At 73.7% G+C, this 19,073-nt stretch carries 17 protein-coding genes; 4 read left to right on the top strand and 13 right to left on the bottom strand.

Features of this window, described 5'->3' with window-relative positions; all coding sequences use genetic code 11:
• Positions 1 to 931 (bottom strand): heavy metal translocating P-type ATPase (locus tag IE272_RS22320; RefSeq protein ID WP_190007646.1); only part of this gene is annotated, 931 nt, incomplete at its 3' end.
• A gap of 272 nt (positions 932 to 1,203) precedes the next feature.
• Between IE272_RS22320 and IE272_RS22315 the strand changes: the two genes are divergently transcribed.
• Complete coding sequence (locus IE272_RS22315; protein ID WP_032792309.1) at positions 1,204 to 1,893, top strand: copper homeostasis protein CutC; 690 nt, start codon at positions 1,204 to 1,206, stop codon at positions 1,891 to 1,893.
• Between the two features lie 55 nt (positions 1,894 to 1,948).
• Here IE272_RS22315 and IE272_RS22310 read toward each other — a convergent pair whose 3' ends face one another.
• A complete protein-coding gene (locus tag IE272_RS22310) occupies positions 1,949 to 4,039 on the bottom strand; it encodes a HelD family protein (RefSeq protein ID WP_190007644.1) in 2,091 nt (696 codons plus the stop codon).
• 381 nt (positions 4,040 to 4,420) lie between these two features.
• Here IE272_RS22310 and IE272_RS22305 point away from each other — a divergent pair, with 381 nt between their 5' ends.
• Complete coding sequence (locus IE272_RS22305) at positions 4,421 to 4,612, top strand: hypothetical protein (RefSeq protein WP_050361262.1); 192 nt, start codon at positions 4,421 to 4,423, stop codon at positions 4,610 to 4,612.
• 22 nt (positions 4,613 to 4,634) lie between these two features.
• On the opposite strand, the gene IE272_RS22300 is transcribed toward IE272_RS22305, so the two are convergent.
• The 6 genes from IE272_RS22300 to IE272_RS22275 all read right to left on the bottom strand — a co-directional run bounded on the left by IE272_RS22300 (position 4,635) and on the right by IE272_RS22275 (position 12,514).
• Positions 4,635 to 6,278: a DNA repair helicase XPB gene (locus tag IE272_RS22300; protein ID WP_050361261.1), complete on the bottom strand. Its 1,644-nt coding sequence runs from the start codon at positions 6,276 to 6,278 to the stop codon at positions 4,635 to 4,637.
• A gap of 124 nt (positions 6,279 to 6,402) precedes the next feature.
• On the bottom strand, positions 6,403 to 7,161 hold the full coding sequence (locus tag IE272_RS22295; RefSeq protein ID WP_190007641.1) for a YqjF family protein: 759 nt from the start codon (positions 7,159 to 7,161) through the stop codon (positions 6,403 to 6,405).
• A gap of 83 nt (positions 7,162 to 7,244) precedes the next feature.
• Positions 7,245 to 7,889, bottom strand: coding sequence for a response regulator (locus tag IE272_RS22290; protein WP_050361259.1), 645 nt, complete (start codon positions 7,887 to 7,889; stop codon positions 7,245 to 7,247).
• Positions 7,880 to 9,106, bottom strand: coding sequence for a sensor histidine kinase (locus IE272_RS22285; protein WP_190007639.1), 1,227 nt, complete (start codon positions 9,104 to 9,106; stop codon positions 7,880 to 7,882). The genes IE272_RS22290 and IE272_RS22285 overlap by 10 nt, the downstream gene beginning before the upstream one ends.
• A 98-nt stretch (positions 9,107 to 9,204) precedes the next feature.
• Entirely contained in the window at positions 9,205 to 9,861 is a 657-nt protein-coding gene (locus tag IE272_RS22280; protein ID WP_073958061.1) for a DedA family protein, read from the bottom strand.
• A gap of 172 nt (positions 9,862 to 10,033) precedes the next feature.
• Positions 10,034 to 12,514: a helicase C-terminal domain-containing protein gene (locus tag IE272_RS22275; protein ID WP_073958060.1), complete on the bottom strand. Its 2,481-nt coding sequence runs from the start codon at positions 12,512 to 12,514 to the stop codon at positions 10,034 to 10,036.
• Positions 12,515 to 12,568: 54 nt separating this feature from the next.
• Here IE272_RS22275 and IE272_RS22270 point away from each other — a divergent pair, with 54 nt between their 5' ends.
• Positions 12,569 to 13,864: a hypothetical protein gene (locus IE272_RS22270; protein WP_190007637.1), complete on the top strand. Its 1,296-nt coding sequence runs from the start codon at positions 12,569 to 12,571 to the stop codon at positions 13,862 to 13,864.
• A 130-nt stretch (positions 13,865 to 13,994) separates the two neighbouring features.
• On the opposite strand, the gene IE272_RS22265 is transcribed toward IE272_RS22270, so the two are convergent.
• The 4 genes from IE272_RS22265 to IE272_RS22250 are packed head-to-tail and all read right to left on the bottom strand — an operon-like array spanning position 13,995 to position 17,953.
• Positions 13,995 to 14,969 (bottom strand): ABC transporter substrate-binding protein, encoded by a 975-nt coding sequence (locus IE272_RS22265; RefSeq protein ID WP_050361256.1) that lies wholly within the window; start codon positions 14,967 to 14,969, stop codon positions 13,995 to 13,997.
• Between the two features lies 1 nt (position 14,970).
• A complete protein-coding gene (locus IE272_RS22260) occupies positions 14,971 to 15,843 on the bottom strand; it encodes an ABC transporter ATP-binding protein (protein ID WP_056701536.1) in 873 nt (290 codons plus the stop codon).
• Positions 15,840 to 16,916, bottom strand: a complete 1,077-nt coding sequence (locus IE272_RS22255; RefSeq protein ID WP_050361254.1) for a FecCD family ABC transporter permease — start codon at positions 16,914 to 16,916, stop codon at positions 15,840 to 15,842. The genes IE272_RS22260 and IE272_RS22255 overlap by 4 nt, the downstream gene beginning before the upstream one ends.
• A complete protein-coding gene (locus IE272_RS22250; RefSeq protein ID WP_050361253.1) occupies positions 16,913 to 17,953 on the bottom strand; it encodes a FecCD family ABC transporter permease in 1,041 nt (346 codons plus the stop codon). Before IE272_RS22250 ends, IE272_RS22255 begins: the two co-directional genes overlap by 4 nt.
• A 167-nt stretch (positions 17,954 to 18,120) precedes the next feature.
• Between IE272_RS22250 and IE272_RS22245 the strand changes: the two genes are divergently transcribed.
• Complete coding sequence (locus IE272_RS22245) at positions 18,121 to 18,780, top strand: HAD family hydrolase (protein ID WP_050361252.1); 660 nt, start codon at positions 18,121 to 18,123, stop codon at positions 18,778 to 18,780.
• Between the two features lie 12 nt (positions 18,781 to 18,792).
• Here the strand turns inward: IE272_RS22245 and IE272_RS22240 are convergent, their stop codons facing one another.
• Complete coding sequence (locus tag IE272_RS22240; protein WP_007452509.1) at positions 18,793 to 19,032, bottom strand: hypothetical protein; 240 nt, start codon at positions 19,030 to 19,032, stop codon at positions 18,793 to 18,795.
• Positions 19,033 to 19,073: the final 41 nt, after the last annotated feature.

Raw genomic sequence — 19,073 nt, 5'->3', positions numbered from 1 at the left:
CCACGGCGGACGCGCCCTCGACCACGGTCCCGTCCGTCGCGATCTTCTCCCCGGGACGGACCAGGAAACGGTCCCCGACCTGCAGCGCGGCGGTCGGGATTGTCGTCTCGACGCCGTCGCGCAGGACCGTGACCTCCTTCGCGCCCAGCTCCATCAGCGCCTTCAGCGCCGCCCCGGCCTTCCGCTTCGAGCGCGCCTCGAAGTAGCGCCCGGCGAGGATGAACGCCGTCACCCCGGCCGCGGCCTCCAGGTAGATGTTCCCGGCGCCGTCGCTGCGGGCGATGGTCAGCTCGAAGGGGTGCGTCATCCCGACCATGCCCGCGGTGCCGAAGAACAGCGCCCACAACGACCACAGGAACGCGGCCGACGTGCCGACGGAGATCAGCGTGTCCATCGTCGCCGCGCCGTGCTTCGCGTTGGTCCAGGCGGCACGGTGGAACGGCCAGGCGGCGTAGACGACGACCGGCGCGGTCAACGTCAGGGAGAGCCACTGCCAGTAGTCGAACTGGAGGGCCGGGACCATCGCCATCGCGATCACCGGTACGGCGAGGAGCACGGCGGTGATCAGGCGCTGGCGCAGGGAGGTGAGCCCGTCGTCCTCGCTCTCGGCGCCCGCGCCCGCCGTGTCCGTACCGTTGCTCCCGGGGGAGGCGGTGGATGCGGGCGGCGCGGGTGGCCGGGCGGTGTAGCCGGTGGCCTCGACGGTCGCGATCAGGTCCTCGACGGACACCTCGGCGCCCAGGTAGGTGACCTTCGCCTTCTCGGTGGCGTAGTTCACCGTGGCCTCGACGCCGTCCATCCGGTTGAGCTTCTTCTCGATACGGGCCGCGCACGAGGCGCAGGTCATCCCGCCGATCGCGAGCTCGACCGCGGCGGTGTCGGCGCCGGAGCCGGCAGCGGTGGTGGCGGTGGTGGCGGAGTGCGCGGACACGGGGTCCTCCCTGAAGCCGTCTTGATACCCCTAGGGGGTATCTCTTTCTCTCCCCATGTATACCCCCCGCCCCTATGAAGTGCAAGGTGTGATCGCGACGGATGCGCCCGTTCCGCACCGGTGTGCGCGAGGTGCGCGTCACTCGTCTGCGGGGTCGGCTCGCGCGCCGTCGCGGTCGTGCGTTGAGATAGAGGGCTGCGCTGTCCGTCTACCGACCCGTAGGCTGGCCATTGGACTAGACCTATAGCTGCGTATCGGAGGAATGGGGACCCATGAGCAACCGTGCAGTCCTGGAGGTGATCGCTCTCGACGCGGAGGACGCGGTCGCTGCCCAGGCCGGTGGTGCAGACCGCCTCGAACTGGTCACCGACATGGCCGCCGACGGTCTGACCCCGTCGCGGGAGACCTTCGCGGCGATCAGGTCCGCCGTGGACATCCCGCTGCGCGTGATGCTCAGGGTGGCGGACGGCTTCGCCGCCGGTGACATCGACGTACTGGTCGGCAAGGCCCGCGAGATGCGGGAGGCGGGGGCCGACGAGTTCGTGTTCGGCTTCCTCGACGCGGACGGCCACGCCGACCTCGTCGCCGTCGAACGGCTCGTCGCCGAGCTGGACGGCTGCCGGTGGACGTTCCACCGGGCGATCGACCGGGCCGCCGACCGCGACGCCCTGCGCAAGCAGCTCGCGGACCTGCCCGGCCTCGACACGTTCCTCACGGCGGGTTCGCCTGCCGGGGTGGACGCCGGCATCCCGGTCCTCCTGGCCGAGGCCGCCCGTACCGGCGAGCCGGGCTACCAGGCCCAGGTCCTGGTCGGCGGTGGCCTCCACCTGCGCCACCTGCCCCGGCTGCGGGCGGCGGGGATCGACGCGGTCCACATCGGCGGCGCCGCCCGGCCCGGCGGCTGGTCCGCCCCGGTGGACGCGGCAGCCGTACGGGAGTGGCGCGAGGCGCTGGACGCCTGAGCCGTCGTGTCGGTGGGGGCGGGAACCGCAAGGTCCCGCCCCCACCGCACGCCCCTCAGGCCAGCGCCTCCGGCAACGGCGCCGCGTGCAGCACCGTGAGCCCGGAGACCGCACGGGTCAGAGCCACGTACAGCCGCCGCAGCCCCGTCCGCTCGTCCGGCTCGCCGTCGACCACGGCCGCCGGTTCGTCGAGCACCACGTAGTCGTACTCCAGGCCCTTGGCGAGCGACGCGGGCACCAGCGTCAGCCGGGACGCGGCGGTCGTCTCCTCACCGGGGGAGAGAAACGCGTGGCCCGCCGCCGTCAGGGCCGCGCCCAGCGCCGGAATCCGGGCGTCGGCGGCGATCAGTCCGATCGACCCCTCGTGGCGCAACGACTCCTCGCAGGCGGCGACGACGGCAGCGTCCAGCACCTCCGCCGACGGGACCTCCCGCACGACCAGCGAACCGGGCGACTCACGCACCGACTCCACCGCCGCCAGCCCCGGCGAGATCACGGGCAGCAGCCGGGAGGCGTACGCGATGACCTCGCGCGGCACGCGGAAACCGGCGGTCAGCTCCTCCACCACCGCGTCCGCCTTGCCCAGGTGGAACAGCGCCTGGTCCCAGCTCTCCGTGGACCACGGGGTCGTCCCCTGGGCGAGATCGCCGAGCACGGTCGCCGAACCGGTCGAGCACCGCCGCCCCACCGCCCGGTACTGCATGGGGGAGAGGTCCTGCGCCTCGTCGAGCACGACATGGCCGAGCGAGTGCGTACGGGCGATGAGGTCCCCCGCCTCGTCGATCAGCACGGCGTCGGCCGCCGACCACTTCGCGGACTTCACACTGCGGGCGGGCTTCGCCCACAGCAGCCGCTTCTGCTCGTCCTCGGTCAGCAGGCCCTCCGCGTGCGCGGCCAGGAACTCCGCGTCGGAGAGCAGCCGCAGCACCAGCTTCGCCGGGTCCACGGCGGGCCAGACGGCCTTGACGGCCGCCTTCACGGCCGGATTGCGGGCCACCGCGTTCTGCACCCGGTCGTCGGGCGCCTCCCCGGCCTCCTCCATCCGTACGAGGACGGCGTGCGCGATCCGCTGCGGCAGCGCCTCGTGCGCGGCCCCGTACCGCATGTCGCGGGCCAGCAGCTCGTCGACCATCTCCTGGACCTCGTACGCGGGCACGCGCCAGCGCCGGGACCCGCGCACCACGACGACGGGCTCGACGGGGGCGGTCACATGCGAGCGGATGGCCCGTCGCAGCACCTCGGCCATGCGGGCGTCGCCCTTCACGACGGCGGTGGCCGCCTCGTCCTCGCCCCGGACCTCGACGCCGGTGCGCACCAGGTCGTCGACGGTGGCCTGCTTCACCGCCAGCTCGCCGAGGGCGGGAAGGACCTGCTCGATGTAGTGCAGGAAGGAACGGTTCGGCCCGATGACGAGGGTGCCGGTGCGGGCGAGCCGCTCGCGGTGCGCGTACAGGAGGTACGCCACCCGGTGCAGGCCGACGGCGGTCTTACCGGTGCCGGGGCCGCCCTGTACGCAGACGGTGCCGCCGAGGTCGCTGCGGACGATTTCGTCCTGCTCCGGCTGGATGGTGGCGACGATGTCGCGCATCGGGCCGACGCGCGGCCGCTCGATCTCCGCCTGGAGGAGCCGGCTGGTGTGCTCGGCCTCGGCGGGGTCGGTGAGGCGCTCGTCCTCGTACGCGGTCAGCTCGCCGGCGGTGTAGCCGAAGCGGCGGCGGAGCCCCACGTCCTGAGGGTTCTTGCGGGACGCCTGGTAGTATGGCTGGGAGACCGGCGCACGCCAGTCGATGACCATGGGGTCCCCGGCGGCGTCGTGGACGTGCCGGCGCCCGATGTAGAACCGCTCGCCCTCCGCCCCCTCGGCCAGCTCGCCGCCGACGGCGTGGAGATAGTCGAGGCGGCCGAAGAACAGCGGGGTGTGCGAGAGGTCGGCGAGCGCCTTGATGCGGTCGTCGATCTGGGCCTGGAGCACGGCGGCGTTGACCCAGTTCGCGGTGACATCGCGGATATCGAGGGCCTGGACGTCCTCGCGCATCCCGCGCAGGGCGGCGCGGGACGCGGCGAGATGGGCACGTTCGTGCGCCAAGGGGTCGGTGGCGCCGGTGGGATCGGGGGTGGAATCGCTTTCTGCTACGTGCGCGGGCACGGTGTTGCCTCCGGCTCTTCAACGCAGGACGGCGGACCGGACGCGCTCCGGTGACATGACGGCACTCGGAGCGGCGGGGTCCGCTGAAAAGGTACGTATCCGTTGGGTGTCGGCCGGTTTCCGTCCGGTCGGCGGCGCTCCCGGGGCCGGTGACACGGCGCGGGAGGCGGGCAGACCCGCGATTGTAGCCACGGAGCGGGGCGGCGGCGAACCGGAATACGGACCGCGCGGGCCGCCGGGCCTCCCCCGGGGGCGGAGGCGCCAGGGGTACCCGTAGGGGACGCGCCCGCCCGGAGCGGTACCGGAGGGCTACCCGCCCGGCCCCGGGGTTCCGTCTGCGGGCCGACGCGCCCGAACGGGTGACGGGAGCACCATGGATACATGAGCACAGCCACCCTGAACCCGCACAGGACCGGCCCCGCGCACGGCGCGACCGCGGCCACCGGTCACCACCGACCCCACCGCGTCGGCGACGCGGTGCGCGCCGTGAAGGTGTTCGTGACCGCGGCGTTCGGCGTCGTCGTCCTGGGGGAGTACGCGGAGGAGGCGGGCGTCGTCGGCCGGGGCCGCTGACCGCCCGCCCCCGACGGGAGCCTCAGTCGCCGGCGAGCAGCTCGTCCGCGTCGACGATGCGGTACGCGTACCCCTGCTCGGCCAGGAACCGCTGGCGGTGCGCGGCGAAGTCCTGGTCGATGGTGTCGCGGGCGACGACCGAGTAGAACCGGGCCTCGTGCCCGTCGGCCTTCGGCCGCAGGACCCGTCCCAGCCGCTGGGCCTCCTCCTGCCGAGACCCGAAGGTCCCGGAGACCTGGATGGCGACGGTCGCCTCGGGCAGGTCGATGGAGAAGTTGGCGACCTTGGACACGACCAGAACACTGATCTCGCCCTGGCGGAACGCCTCGAAGAGCTTCTCGCGCTGGGCGTTGCTGGTCTCGCCCTTGATCACGGGGGCGTCCAGATGCTCGCCCAGCTCGTCGAGCTGGTCGATGTACTGGCCGATGACGAGGGTCTGCTCGCCCTGGTGCTTGCGTACCAGCGCCTCGGTCACCTTCCGCTTGGTCGCGGTGGTGGCGCAGAACCGGTACTTCTCCTCCGTCTCGGCGGTCGCGTAGGCGAGCCGCTCGGAGTCGGTGAGATTGACCCGGACCTCGACGCAGTCGGCGGGCGCGATGTAGCCCTGCGCCTCGATCTCCTTCCACGGAGCGTCGAACCTCTTCGGCCCGATGAGCGAGAACACGTCCGACTCCCGCCCGTCCTCGCGCACCAGCGTCGCCGTGAGACCCAGCCGCCGCCGGGCCTGGAGGTCGGCGGTGAACTTGAAGACGGGCGCGGGCAGCAGGTGGACCTCGTCGTAGACGACCAGGCCCCAGTCGCGGGAGTCGAACAGCTCCAGGTGCGGGTAGACGCCCTTCCGCCGGGTGGTCAGCACCTGGTAGGTGGCGATGGTGACCGGCCGGATCTCCTTCCGCGTCCCGCTGTACTCGCCGATCTCGTCCTCGGTCAGCGAGGTCCGCTTCACCAGCTCGTGCTTCCACTGCCGGGCGGAGACGGTGTTGGTGACGAGGATCAGGGTGGTGGCCTTGGCCTCGGCCATGGCGCCGGCCCCGACGAGCGTCTTCCCCGCCCCGCACGGCAGCACGACGACACCGGAGCCGCCGTGCCAGAACCCTTCGACGGCCTGCTTCTGGTACGGCCGCAGCGACCAGCCGTCCTCGGCCAGCTCGATCGGATGGGCCTCGCCGTCCACGTACCCCGCGAGGTCCTCCGCGGGCCACCCCAGCTTGAGCAGGGTCTGCTTGACCTGCCCCCGCTCGGAGGGGTGCACGGCCACGGTGTCCGGGTCGATCCGCGCCCCGACCAGCGGCTGCACCTTCTTCGACCGGAGGATCTCCTCCAGCACGGGCCGGTCGGTACTGGTGAGCACGAGCCCGTGCACGGGGTGCTTGGACAGGGTGAGCCGCCCGTACCGTGCCATCGTCTCGGCGATGTCGACCAGGAGCGCGTGCGGCACGGGGTAGCGGGAGTACTCGACCAGGGCGTCGACGACCTGCTCGGCGTCGTGCCCGGCGGCACGGGCGTTCCACAGCCCGAGCGGGGTGACCCGGTACGTGTGGATGTGCTCGGGTGCACGCTCCAGCTCCGCGAACGGCGCGATGGCACGACGGCAGGCGTCCGCCCGGTCGTGGTCGACTTCGAGGAGCAGCGTCTTGTCGCTCTGGACGATGAGGGGTCCGGTCACGCGCTTCGGCCCTTTCTGCGGGGTGCGGCCACGGATGCGGCCAAACGTCCAGTGTGCCGCATCGGGGGGCGGGGCGGGGTGGGCGTGCGCCCGCCCGCACTCCGCCGGGCCTCCGCCTGCCGTCTCAGGACCGTCGCGCGGGCGGCCGGCCGAAGCGGACCGGGACGCCCGGGGAGTAGAGCACGCTGATGGGGTCGCCGGCCGGTGCGGGCAGGCCGCCCGCCGCCACCAGGTCCTCGTCGCACTCCAGGAGCTCCGCCCGGTGCAGCGGCCACCGGGGATGCACGTTGGGCAGGTACAGGGTCCGGCTGAAGAACCCGCTGTGCAGGGCCCACCGTGCGGTGAGGAAGTGCTCCAGGGGCGTCGGCTCCTCGATCACCCCACCGGCCCGCAGCACGATCCTGCTCCGTGCGCCGCGCGGACCGGGGAAGCGGCGGCTGCTCGTGTACGTGAGGGTGTCGCCGGACCGCTCGATGCCCATCCGGGACCACACGTACGGCAACCGGAACGCGGTCCGTGCCACGACGACCGGGATGAGCCGTGAGGCGTCGAGCGAGCGGAAGACGACTCCGCGCCGGCCGTGTTCGTCGACCGAGTACAGCCGGACGTTGGTCTCGGGGAACGTCCCCAGATACGGGACGCCGGGCAGCCCCAGCCACCCCACCCGGTGCATCCGGAACGCCACCAGCCCCACGTACGTCGTCCCGTCGAACGTGTCGGGCACCGTGCCCGGCGGCAGCAGCGGCGCCACGTCCGCGGGGTCGACGGCCCAGTGCAGGAACGCCAGATCCAGCCAGGACTGCGTGAGCAGCGGATGCGGCGGGGCGGCGGGCGGGTCCGGGGACACGGGCTCGGGGGCGGGGGCGGGGCGGGCGACGGACATGCCCGCAGCATCGCAGACCGGCCGTACGCCCGTCCGGCAGTGCCGCGTCCGGCCGTACGCCCGTCCGGCAGTGCCGCGTCCGCCTACCCCTCCAGATACCTCAGCACCGCCAGGATCCGCCGGTTGTAGCCGGTGGTGCGCGACAACTCCAGCTTGTCGAAGATCATGTTGAGGTTCTTCTCCACCGAACTCAGGGAGATGTGCAGCTTCTGCGCGATGGCCGTGTTCGTGTGGCCCTGGGCCAGGGCTTCGAGGACGGTGCGTTCGCGGGGCGTGAGGCGGGTCAGCGGATCCGTGTGCGTCGAGCGGATGACCAACTGCCGCACCACCTCGGGGTCGATGGCCGCGCCGCCCGCGTGGATGCGGTCCAACGCGTCCAGGAACTCCTCGACCTGGGCGACCCGGTCCTTGAGGAGGTAGCCGACCCGTTCCGCGCTGGAGGCGAGCAGCTGAGCCGCGTAGGTGCGCTCGATGTGCTGGGACAGCAGCAGTACGCCGACCTCCGGCCACCGCTCACGGATCTCCAGCGCCGCACGCAGCCCCTCGTCGGTGTGCGTCGGAGGCATCCGGATGTCGAGGACGACGACATCGGGCAGCCGTCGGGCCATCTCCCGCGGCAGCGGGCCGGCGTCACCGAACGCGCCCAGGACCTCGTGGCCCTCTTCGGCGAGGAGCCGGACCAGTCCCTCACGCAGCAGGGTCGAGTCCTCGGCGATCATCAGGCGCATGGCAGCTCCGCGGTGATGGTGGTGGGTCCCCCTTCGGGGCTGTCGACGCGCAGGATGCCATCCAGTGCGGCCACCCGGCCGCCCAGCCCGCTCAGCCCGCCGCCCGAGGGGTCCGCGCCGCCCCTGCCGTTGTCCTGGACCTGTAGCGCGAGTACGCCGCCACGCAGCGCCACCCGCACGGAGACGGCCGTGGCCCCGGAGTGCTTGGCCGCGTTGGTCACGGCCTCCGACACCACGAAGTACGCGGCGGTCTCCACCGGTCGCGGCAGCTCGCCGCCGACGTCGAACTCCGTGACGACGGGGATGCCGCACCGCTCGGACACACCGCTCAGGGCCTCCTTGAGGCCCAGGCTGTCCAGCGCCGAGGGGTAGACGCGCCAGGCGACCTCGCGCAGCTCCGCGAGGAGGTCCTGGGCCTCGTCGTGCGCCTGGCGGACCAGCGCGTCCGCGCGCTCGGGGGCGCCGCGGCCCCGGCGGGCCCTGCCGAGCAGCATGGCCAGTGCCACCACGCGCTGCTGGATCCCGTCGTGCAGATCCCGTTCGATGCGCCGGCGTTCGGCGTCCACGGCCTGGACGACCGCCGCCCGGCTGGCGGCCAGTTCGCGGACGCGCTGCCGCAGCAGCTCCTGCTCGGAGGGGCCGAAGCACGCACGGGCGATCCGGGCGTCCAGCGCGCCGAGCGAGTGCAGCCCCTGGAGGTCGAGGAAGAGCAGGGCCCCGCCGAGAACTGCCTGTCCCAGCGCGTCGGGCCAGCGGACGCTGCCCCGGAGCACGCCCCACAGGAGCACCCCCGCCAGTACGGCGCCGAAGACCAGCAGGGCGACGACGACACCGCACACCAGCCCCGCGAACACGCGGACCGCCAGGTAGCGCAGGATCTTCCGGTCGGACACCTCGTACCGCTCGGGGAACCGGTCGCCGAAGAACACGGTTCGGCGGGCCCGTTCCAGGGCCGCCAGCCGGCGTGCCCCGGCCATGAGGACGCCGAGGGCACCGGCCCTGGTGAGCGGCCACAGCAGAAAGGCGCCGAGAACGGTGCCGGCACCGAGGAAGTGGAGGAGACCGAGCACGGCGGTGGCACAGCCGAGGAGGGCGCCGGCGCACCGGGCCGGCCAGGAGGGCGGCCGGACGTGCGGAATGTCGCCCCCGGCGGAGCCGTCCTGGTCCGACGGGCCCGGAAGGCGATGGCCGCTGATGCCCGCGGTGTCCCCCTGCACGGGGCCCGAGCGTAGTGAGGCTCCCGGAGCGGAGCAAGATCGCTCAGGGGGCGGCGGTCCGGGAGACCCGGCCACCGCGGGGGAGTGCGTGCGGTGGGTCATGAAGTGCGGCGGTGCTGGGCCTGGTTGCGGCCGCGCAGCCGTACGGCGACGTACGCGGCCAGCGCGACGGCCACCAGGACCACCACCGCCTTGGAGAGGACCCCGACGTAGGTCTCCACGACCTCCCACTGGTCTCCCAGCCAGTAACCGGCCATCACGAGCACGGAGTTCCAGATCAGGCTGCCGAGTGTGGTCAGCAGGACGAACACGGGCAGCGGCATGCGCTCCACCCCGGCGGGGACGGAGATGAGGCTGCGGAAGATCGGCACCATGCGGCCGAAGAAGACCGCCTTGGTGCCGTGCCTGAGGAACCACCGCTCCGTGCGTTCCAGGTCGGAGACCTTCACCAGCGGCAGCTTCGCCCAGATCGCGTGCATGCGGTCCCGGCCGACGAGCATCCCGATCCAGTAGAGGGCCATGGCCCCCACGACCGAGCCGAGCGTGGTCCAGAACAGTGCCGAGGCCAGGGTGAGTACCCCTTGCCCGGCGGCGAACCCGGTCAGCGGCAGGATCACCTCGCTCGGCAGCGGCGGGAAGAGGTTCTCCAGGGCGATGGCCAGGCCGGCCCCGGGACCGCCCAGGGTGTCGACGAGGCCGGCGGCCCAGCCCGCGATGCCGTCGGCGGGCTCCTGTGCCAAGGACGTGAGCTGCATGTGGTCTCCAGGGCGGCGGGTCGGTCGCCCGGGGCGGACGCCCCGGCTGCCCTCCACGCTAGAAATCGCAGGTCGACGGGGGTACGGGGATGACCGTCCGGTTCCGTGCGGTTCTCCGTACCGTGCACCCTGCGGAAAACCGCACCCGCGCGCCTCCGCTACGGGACAGCCGTCAGGGCTTCCCGTCCTCCGCCAGCTCCGCCACCCCCGTGATCCGGTGCAGCGGGTACGTGCGGACCTCGTCGGCCGTGTGGTCGTAGGCCGTGACGAAGCCGCCCTCCACCCGGACCGGGGCGATCACGCGCTGGCTGGCCGCGCCGTCCGCGTTGACGTAGCCGATCCAGACGGCGGAGCCCGTCATCGCGGCCGCCTGGACCGTGGCCAGGGTCTCGGCGGGGGTGGTGCGGGGGAGGGAGCCGGCAGGCGTGGTGGACGACGGGTCCTCGGACGTGTCCTTGCGGATCACCGTGGCGGCCGTGTCGCCCGCGCGGATGGCCCGTACCGCCGCTCCGAGCAGGGTGTCGTCCGGGACCGGGGGGCCTTCGGGGACCGGGGACGGGGGTGTGCGGGGCGGGGTGCGGCGGGCGCCGGCGCGGGTGATCAGGACGTCGCCCTCGGCGGATTCGGCGGCCGGGGCGTAGCCCATGTCGCGCAGGGCCTCCAGGAGGGAGCCGGGGTCGGCCTGGGAGGCCAGGACCGTGGGGGCCAGGCGGCGGAGGCGGAGTCCCGTGGAACGGCGGTCGGCCAGGATCTCGTTGAGGACCGCCTCGTCGTCGCAGCGTACGTACGCGGACGCCGACCCGATCCGCAGGTGGCCGTGGCGGCGGGCGACGTCGTCGATCAGATAGCTCAGCGGCTGCGGCACCGGCGTACGGCTGTGCGCGGCCAGGAACGCGTGCAGGTCGGCCGCCGCCTGCCCGGCGTCCAGGGCGCGGCGCACCGAACCGGGCGTGAAGCGGTACACGGTCGCCCCGCCCTTCGACTCGACGTCGGCCAGGACGGACAGCGTCTCCGCCAGCGGGCGCTCCAGCGGGCCCGGCGCCACCGCCGTCAGGTCGGCCTGGAGGAGGACGTGGTCCAGGGGCTCGGGGATGAGCGGCGCGAGGCGGGCCGCCGCCGCGTCCGGGCCCTCGTCCAGCAGTGCGCGGGCCTGTGAGGAGAGCGCGCCCCGGCCGGTGATGCCCAGCAGCTCCGCCTCGTTGAGCGTCCACAGGGCGAGGCGGGAGCGGAGGTCCGCCCCCTCGCCGGGGCCCGTGGCGGCCGGCGGGGTCGCTCCGCCGCGCAACGGGCGTTCCCAGCGCAGCCGTCGCAGCAGTGTCTCGGCGTCCGGTGCGGTGCCCGGCGGGAGTTCGGCGAACAGGGCCAGGACCCGGCGGCGTACGTCGGGGGCGGCCGAGCGGTCCAGCTCCGGGCCGAGTGCGGACAGCGCCCGGCCCTTGGCGTCCTGGCCGCCGACCAGCCCCGGGGTGCGGGTGGCGGCGAGCCAGGCGGTGGCGAGGTGCGTCCAGCGGTCCTCGGCGGACAGGTCGAGCCACTCGTCGGACGCCGGCGTCGGCGCGTACCGTTCGTCGGGCTCCCCGTCAGTGGCCAACAGGCCTGCACCGTAGGCCAGTTCGATCCAGAACGCGGCGATCGGCTCGGTCACGTCGAGGGAGTTCGCGGCGCGTTTCAGCTCCCGTACGCTCAGTCCGCCCGCGCGCAGGATGGCGGGGCCGCCGCCGTTCCAGAGCTTCAGCAGTTCCTCGACGGTGGACAGCGCCGTGAACGCCTGTCCGGCCGCCGCTCTGTCCACAGCCTGTGGATCGCGTTCGGCGGCCGCCCCGACGACCGGGGGGACCGGTTCCGGTACGCGGTGCGCGCGTCCGGCGCGCAGATGCAGGGCCGCCTCGCGCGGCAGGACCACCGTGCGGGTGGAGACCGGCAGCAGCAGGCCCCGGTCGCGCAGCCACTTGACCGGCGGCGTCGGGTTCGGGGTGACCTCCCCGTACGGCGGGCCCCACACCAGCCGGTCCAGGACCGACAGTGCCTCCACCGGGGCGGTGTCCAGCAGTTCCGCCATCCGCGTCCGGTCCGTGAACAGGGCGGCGAGCGCGGCCACCGCGGACACCGGGTCGTGGGTGGCGGGCAGTCCGGTCGCGGCCAGGATCTCCTGGAGCCGGCCCGGCGACATCCCGGCCGTCGCCTCGGAGACCGTGGGGCCGAGGCCCGTGGGCGAGGGGTGCTGAGGGGACGGGGCGAGCAGTTCGCGGGCGGTGCGCACCAGCCGCAGCCGGTCGTCCTCGCCCCAGACCAGGGCCTGTTCGCGCAGCGTCGAGAGCGCGCCCGGCAGTGCGGCGGTGATCGCCGCCCCCGCGTCGTCGCGCTGGTCGCCGTCGTCCAGGCCGTCGCCGGTGAGCAGGGAGAGCAGGGTGTCGTACGGGGCCGGGTCCGGGGCCACCGCCAGTGCCTCGGCGGTCTGCAGGGCGAACCGGTCCAGGTGTTCCAGCGCGCGGACGACGGACGCCCGCGTGCCGGCCCGTGTGGCGAGCTGGGTGATGTCGTTCGGCACCGGGTTGAGGAGGTCGGGGCGGGCGCGCAGCAGCCCGGCCAGCGATTCGTCGCCCCGGGCGCGCAGGGCTTCGGCGAGCGTGCGCGGTGGTGTGGTCGTCCCCATCCGTCCCACGGTAGCCGCTGGAACGCTACCGTCGGGGCAGGGCCGGTAGAGGGGATGCACCGCGTGGGGATCGAGAGCGACCAGCTCGTCTACGACTACCTGAGCCGGGTCGGCGACCTGGCTCAGCAGCAACAGCTGTCGTCGGGCGCCCGGATGCGCCTGGTTTCGGCGCTTCGGGGCGAGATCGACCGGCAGCGCGGCACGGAGGGCGCGGACTCACCGGCGACCGTGCGGCGCATCATCGGCAGGCTGGGCAGCCCGGACGAACTGGTCGCCGCGGCGGCGGAGTCGGCCGACGGCACGGTCGCGCTGCCGTCCGCCCGGACCGGGGCGGGGGCCGGCGAGCAGCAGCGGCGGGCCTCCCTTCCCCGGCCCCGGGGCGGACTTCTCCGCAAGGAGCCGAAGGGGCCGAGGAAGCCGAAGGAGCCCGCTCCGGGGGTGGGCGACGGCCGGGAGGCGAAGGCCTTCAGGAAGCCGAAAGCCGGTTTCGGGCGGGGCGCGTCGCGCCGCGATCCCGAGGACGGCGCCGGCGGTGCTCCGGGCGGTGCTTCCGACCGCGCTTCCGGTGCGCGGTCCGCCGCCGTACCCCGTCCGGCCGACGCCCCCGACGACCATGCCGCCGACGACGGCGTCCCCGTCCGCGCCTGGCCCGACCCCTCCGCCCCGCACATGCTCGGCCAGGACCAGCAGGGAGACACGGACGGCGCGACCGACTGGTGGCGCCTGGAGCCGGGCCCCTTCGACGAGGGGACCGCCATCCCCGGGTTCTTCGGCGGCATCGAGGCCCCGGAGTTGCTCGGGAGGCGGCCGGGCCCCGTCGAGAAGGACGCGAAGGACGGGCAGGACGAGAAGGGCGCGGAGGGCGGGGCCGACGAGCCGGACGGGAAGGCCGGGGCGGAGGGGGCGACCGGGACCGCCGCGCGCCGCCGCGCCCTGCGCCTCCTGAAGCTCCGCCGCCGCAAGGCCGCGGTGGCCGCCGAGCCCGAGGCCGCCGCCTCCGGCCCCCGCGGCGGCTTCGCCCACCCGCTGCTGCTCCTGGCCGCCGTCCTGCTCGTCGCCGGTGTGGTCACCGGTTCCTGGCTGCCGTTGGCGGGCGGCTGGCTGATCGCGTACAGCTCGCGCACCCTCTCCCGTACGGAGGCGAAGTGGGCGGCGCTCGGCCTGCCGGGCGTGGTGGCGGCCGGGGCCCTCGCCTGGGTGTGGGGGCGGATGGAGGGGCGCTGGGGCGAGCCGATCCGCGAGGGCGCGATGCGGGACGTCCTGTCGGAGACCTGGCCGGTGGTCGTCCGCGTCGCCGCCGTCGCCTCCGCGCTCTACCTGGTGTGGCGGGCGCGGAGGCGGGCCGGCTGAGCCGGGTCCGGGCCGCGGCTCGGCGCGTCGGCCCCGGCCACGGACTGCCGGCCGGGAGCGCGCGCGGGGCTACTGAGCCCGGCCCGCCCGCCCCGCCCCGGCCCGCTCCGGCGAAGCAGGTGACGAGGGGTTACTTCGTCATGAGGGTTTCGAACTCCGCCAGGATCTTGCCGGCTGCGGTGTAGCCGATGCCCGCGATCCACAGGCGGTCGTCGACCTTGAAGACCTTGTCGTTCTCGGTCGCCTTCAGGCTCTTCCACAGACCGCTGTTCATCGTCTTCGTCGTCCCGGCCTTGCCCGGGTCGCCGTACGTCGACGTGAAGATGACGTCCGCGTCCGCGAGGTCGATCTTCTCGGGCGACACGTCGTACGAGAACCCGTCCTTCGCCTTGTCCGTGATCGGGGGGCGGCCGGTGCCGATGTCGGCGAGCAGCGAACCGATGTAGTTCTGCTTGCCGTAGATGCGGATCTCGGCGCCCTCGACGAAGCGGACGAAGTTGACGTCCGTCGCGGCGGCCTTCTCCTTGCCGCCGAGCGCCTCCGTCACCTTCGCCACCTGGGTGTCGTACGTGGCGAGGACCTTCTTGGCCTCGGCCTGCTTGCCGAGCGCCTCCGCGTGTACCTGGAAGTTCTCCTTCCAGGCGCTGCCGGTCGCCTCCGTCATCACGGTCGGGGCGATCTTGCTGAGCTCGTCGTAGCGCTCCCCGTCACGGACCTTGCTGGTGAGGATCAGGTCCGGCTTGAGCGCGGCGACGGACTCCAGGTTCGCGTTGGCGATCTCGCCGACCGGGGTGATGTCCTTCGTCTCGCTCGCGGGGAGGTAGGTCGGGAAGGCGTCCTCGGACGCCGAGTGCGTCGCGCCGACCGGCCGGACGCCGAGGGTGATCGCGGAGTCCAGTTCGCCGGAGTCCAGGACGACGACCCGCTTCGGCGACGCGGGGACGTCGACGTCCCCGTTCGCGGTGGAGACGGTGCGCGTCTTCGCCGGGGAGTCGGAGGAGTCCGCCGCCGGGTCCGAGGAGCCGCACCCGGCGAGGGCGAGCGCGGCGGTCACGGCGAGGGAGCCGGCGACGAGGGCGCGGCGGTCGCGGAGGAGGGGAGTCATGTCACAGACCTTTCTGGGAGGGGGAACCCGCCGGGGACGGGGTCCAGGGGGCACTCGGGACGACGAGCGGCGAACCCGTCACCGGGTCCGGGACGATCACCGCCTCCAGGCCGAAGACCTCGGCGACGAGCTCGGCGGTGACGACGTCACCGGGCCGGCCCTCGGCGACGATCCGGCCCTCCTTCATCGCGACCAGACGGTCCGCGTACCGGGCGGCCTGGTTGAGGTCGTGGAGGACGGTGACGACCGTGCGGCCCCGGGTGCCGTCGTCGGCGGGCGACGCCAACTGGCGTACCAGGTCGAGGACCTCCACCTGGTGCGCGATGTCGAGATAGGTCGTCGGCTCGTCGAGCAGCAGCAGGTCCGTCTCCTGGGCCAGCGCCATCGCGATCCACACCCGCTGGCGCTGCCCGCCCGACAGCTCGTCCACCGACCGGTCGGCCAGCGCCGTGACGTCGGTGCGGGCCATCGCGTCGGTCACCGCCCGCTCGTCCTCGTCCGACCACTGCTGCCACCAGCTCTGGTGCGGCTGACGGCCCCGCGCGACCAGGTCGGAGACGCTGATCGCCTCGGGCGCGACCGGGGTCTGCGGGAGCAGCCCGATGGACCGGGCGATCTGCTTCGTGGGTATCCGCGCCAGCTCCGTGCCGTCCAGCAGGACCGCCCCGCCGCGCGGCTTCAGCAGCCGGCCGAGCGCCCGCAGGGTGGTGGACTTGCCGCAGGCGTTCGGGCCGACGATGACGGTGACCTGCCCGTCGGGCACGGTCAGGTCCAGCTCGTGGACCACGGTGCGGTCCTCGTACGCGAGGGTCAGGGAGCGCGCGGCGAGCCTGCCGGTCCGCTGCGCCGTGTCGGTCGTCGGGCTCGGGCTCATGCGGTGCCTCCACTGCGGCCGCGGTGACCGCGGATGATCAGCCAGATCAGATACGGGGCGCCGACCGCCGCCGTGAGGACGCCCACCGGCAGTTCGGTGGGCGAGAACAGCTTGCGGGCGAGCAGGTCGCCGAGGACGACGATCACCGCGCCCAGCAGCGCCGAGGACAGCAGGGGGATCTGCGCGGTCCGGGTCATCCGGCGGGCGATCTGCGGGGCGAGCAGCGCCACGAAGTCCACCGGGCCCGCCGTACCCGTCGCCACGGACGCCAGGACCACGCCGAGCGCGACGAGTCCCAGCCGTACGCGCCCCAGGCGCACGCCCAGCGCGGTGGCGGTGTCGTCGTCCATCGTGACGGTGCGCTGCGCGCGGGCCGCCCAGGCGATGGCGGGCAGCAGGATCAGCAGCGTCCAGCCGATCGGGGCGGCCTCCGACCAGCCGCGCCCGTTCAGCGAACCGGTCATCCAGATCTGCGCCTGCTGGGCGACGAGGTAGTCGCCCTTGGTCAGGAACAGTGTGGTCACCGACCGCAGCGCGATGGCGAAGCCGATGCCGATGAGCACGAAGCGGGTGGCGTGCAGTCCGCCGCGCCAGGCGAAGGCGTACACGAGGGCCGCCGCCGCGATGCCGCCGATGACGGAGAGGTAGGGCAGGACGGTGTACGAGGTGATGCCGAAGGTCATCGCGCCGACCGTGAGCGCGCTGGCGCCCTGGCTGATGCCGATGATGTCGGGGCTGGCCAGCGGGTTGCGGGCCACCGTCTGGATCAGCGCCCCGGCGATCCCGAACGCGGCGCCCACCAGCAGTCCGACGACCATGCGCGGCAGCCGCAGCGTGCCCACGACCAGCTCGGCCGACGACGGCTGCCCGAGGATCACCTTCACGACCTCGCCGGGGGCGACGAAGCTCTCCCCGACGCAGAGGTAGGCGACGCAGACGGCGGCCAGCAGCACGACGAGGCCGGCCGCGACGACGGAGGCCCGCCGGTGCAGCAGGAACCGGCCGCGCGGCCCGGCCTTCACGACGGAGTAGCCGGCGGGCCGGACCCGTACGGCCGTTGACGACTCGGTCATGCGGGCACCGCCTTCCGGCGTACGAGGGCGACCAGGAACGGCACCCCGATCAGGGCCGTCATCACGCCCGCCGGGACCTCGCTCGGCGGGAACACGATCCGGCCGACGACGTCCGAGACGAGCAGCATCACGGGCCCGATCAGCGCCGCCATGGGCAGCACCCAGCGGTGGTCGTTGCCGACGACCGCGCGGGCGATGTGCGGGACGGCGAGACCGATGAACGCGATCGGCCCGGCGGCGGCGACCCCGACCCCGGTCAGCACGGTGGCCCCGATGCCGCCGACGATCCGGACCGCCGCGACGTTCTGCCCGAGCCCCTTCGCCACGTCCTCGCCGAGCGCGAGCGCGTCCAGGCCGCGGGCGACGGAGAGCACGAGGACGACCCCGACGAGGAGGAACGGCCACACCTGCTGGACGACGTCCGACTCCCGCCCGGCGATCGAGCCGACCTGCCAGAAGCGGAACTCGTCCAGCGCGGCGGCGTTCGTCGTGAGGATCCCCACCGTCACCGACACCAGCAGCGCGTTGATCGCCGCACCGCCGAGCGCGAGCTTCACCGGGGTCGCGCCGCCGCGCCCGCTGGAGGCGATGGCGTACACGGCGACCGAGGCGAGCGCCGCGCCCACGAAGGCGAACCACACGTACCCGGTCAGCGTGTGGACCCCCGCGAACGCGATGGCCACCACCACCGCCACCGAAGCGCCCTGGCTGATGCCGAGGATGCCCGGATCGGCGATGGGGTTACGGGTGATGCCCTGGAGCACCGTGCCCGCGAGGGCCAGCGCCGCACCGACCATCAGCCCGATGAGCGTGCGCGGCACCCGCATCGTGCGGATCACCTCGGCGGCGTCGGAGTGCCCGCCGTGCAGCAGGACGTCGAGCACCTCGCCCGGAGGGATGGAACGCGCCCCCACGGCGAGGCTCAGCAGGACCGCCAGCAGCAGGGCGAGCACGGCCGCGGCCGTCGAGGCAGCGCGGCGGGAGAGGCGGGGTGCACGGGGTGGCGCGGCGGTCCGCACGGGCGCTGACGCTGACATTTCACCCAATCGGGACGGACGCGGACGTGACGGAACGTGAGGCCACGCCGGGGCGCGGGGCCGGGACGGTAAGGCTTGGCTAAGTGCGCGTCTCAGTCTAAGCGGCGGCGTTTCGGGGCCGACGGGGGCTTCGGGACCGTCCCCGGCCGGTCGGCACAATGGCAGACATGGCTTCCACGGATCAGAACGCTCCCCAGCACCCGCTTCGGCACCCCCTGACGGTCGGCTTCGACCTCGACATGACGCTCGTCGACTCCCGGCCCGGTATCGCCGCCGCCTACCGGGCGCTGTCCGCGGAGACGGGGGTGCCGATCGACGTCGACCTGGTGGTGAGCCGGATCGGCCCGCCGCTGGAGACGGAGCTGGCGCACTGGTTCCCGGCCGACGGGGTGGCCGCCGCGGCCGACCGCTACCGGGAGATCTACCCCGACCACGCGATAGCCCCGAGCACGGCCCTCGCCGGGGCGCGGGAGTCGGTGGCCGCGGTGCGGGCACTCGGCGGGCGGGCGATCGTCGTCACGGCGAAGTACGAGCCGAACGCGAAGCTGCACCTGGCCCACCTCGGCATCGAGCCGGACACGGTGGTCGGCTGGCTGTGGGCGGAGGCCAAGGGCGAGGCCCTGCGCGAGCACGGTGCGCAGGTGTACGTCGGCGACCACACCGGCGACGTGCGCGGGGCCCGGGTGGCCGGTGCGCTGTCGGTCGCGGTGACGACCGGCCCGTGCGACGCGGCGGAGCTGCGGACGGCGGGCGCGGACGTGGTGCTGGAGGACCTGACGGGCTTCCCGGCCTGGCTGGCGGCCTTCGAGGCGGACCGGGCGGCGTGACGCGGAGGGGGGTCAGGCGCGGTTCGCGGCCCGTTTCGGGGAGCTGACCCAGGCCGAGCGCACGACGCCCGCCCCGGCGATGAGGAACCCGACGCCCATCAGCATGCAGACCGCGTACGCGACCGGAGGGAACGGGTCCGTGCCCAGGAAAAGTGGGGCGACCGTGACCAGTGTGGCCAGTGCGCCGACGAAGAAGACGATCGCGCCGACCTGAACAAGCCGGTCACCTGCGCCTGAAGGAGTAGTACTCACGCGACCAGGGTAGTTCCCAGCCCGGAGGAACTCTCCGGCGA

This window comes from Streptomyces anulatus (assembly GCF_014650675.1).
Lineage (GTDB): Bacteria > Actinomycetota > Actinomycetes > Streptomycetales > Streptomycetaceae > Streptomyces > Streptomyces anulatus.
This window is presented reverse-complemented; position numbering and strand designations above follow the sequence as displayed.

Bases quoted from the DNA above. Each gene is read 5' to 3' on its own strand.
- IE272_RS22315 (WP_032792309.1), top strand. From the start codon at position 1,204: ATGAGCAACCGTGCAGTCCTGGAGGTGATCGCTCTCGACGCGGAGGAC.
- IE272_RS22305 (WP_050361262.1), top strand. From the start codon at position 4,421: ATGAGCACAGCCACCCTGAACCCGCACAGGACCGGCCCCGCGCACGGC.
- IE272_RS22295 (WP_190007641.1), bottom strand. From the start codon at position 7,161: ATGTCCGTCGCCCGCCCCGCCCCCGCCCCCGAGCCCGTGTCCCCGGAC.
- IE272_RS22290 (WP_050361259.1), bottom strand. From the start codon at position 7,889: ATGCGCCTGATGATCGCCGAGGACTCGACCCTGCTGCGTGAGGGACTG.
- IE272_RS22280 (WP_073958061.1), bottom strand. From the start codon at position 9,861: ATGCAGCTCACGTCCTTGGCACAGGAGCCCGCCGACGGCATCGCGGGC.
- IE272_RS22275 (WP_073958060.1), bottom strand. From the start codon at position 12,514: ATGGGGACGACCACACCACCGCGCACGCTCGCCGAAGCCCTGCGCGCC.
- IE272_RS22270 (WP_190007637.1), top strand. From the start codon at position 12,569: ATGCACCGCGTGGGGATCGAGAGCGACCAGCTCGTCTACGACTACCTG.
- IE272_RS22265 (WP_050361256.1), bottom strand. From the start codon at position 14,969: ATGACTCCCCTCCTCCGCGACCGCCGCGCCCTCGTCGCCGGCTCCCTC.
- IE272_RS22260 (WP_056701536.1), bottom strand. From the start codon at position 15,843: ATGAGCCCGAGCCCGACGACCGACACGGCGCAGCGGACCGGCAGGCTC.
- IE272_RS22255 (WP_050361254.1), bottom strand. From the start codon at position 16,916: ATGACCGAGTCGTCAACGGCCGTACGGGTCCGGCCCGCCGGCTACTCC.
- IE272_RS22250 (WP_050361253.1), bottom strand. From the start codon at position 17,953: ATGTCAGCGTCAGCGCCCGTGCGGACCGCCGCGCCACCCCGTGCACCC.
- IE272_RS22245 (WP_050361252.1), top strand. From the start codon at position 18,121: ATGGCTTCCACGGATCAGAACGCTCCCCAGCACCCGCTTCGGCACCCC.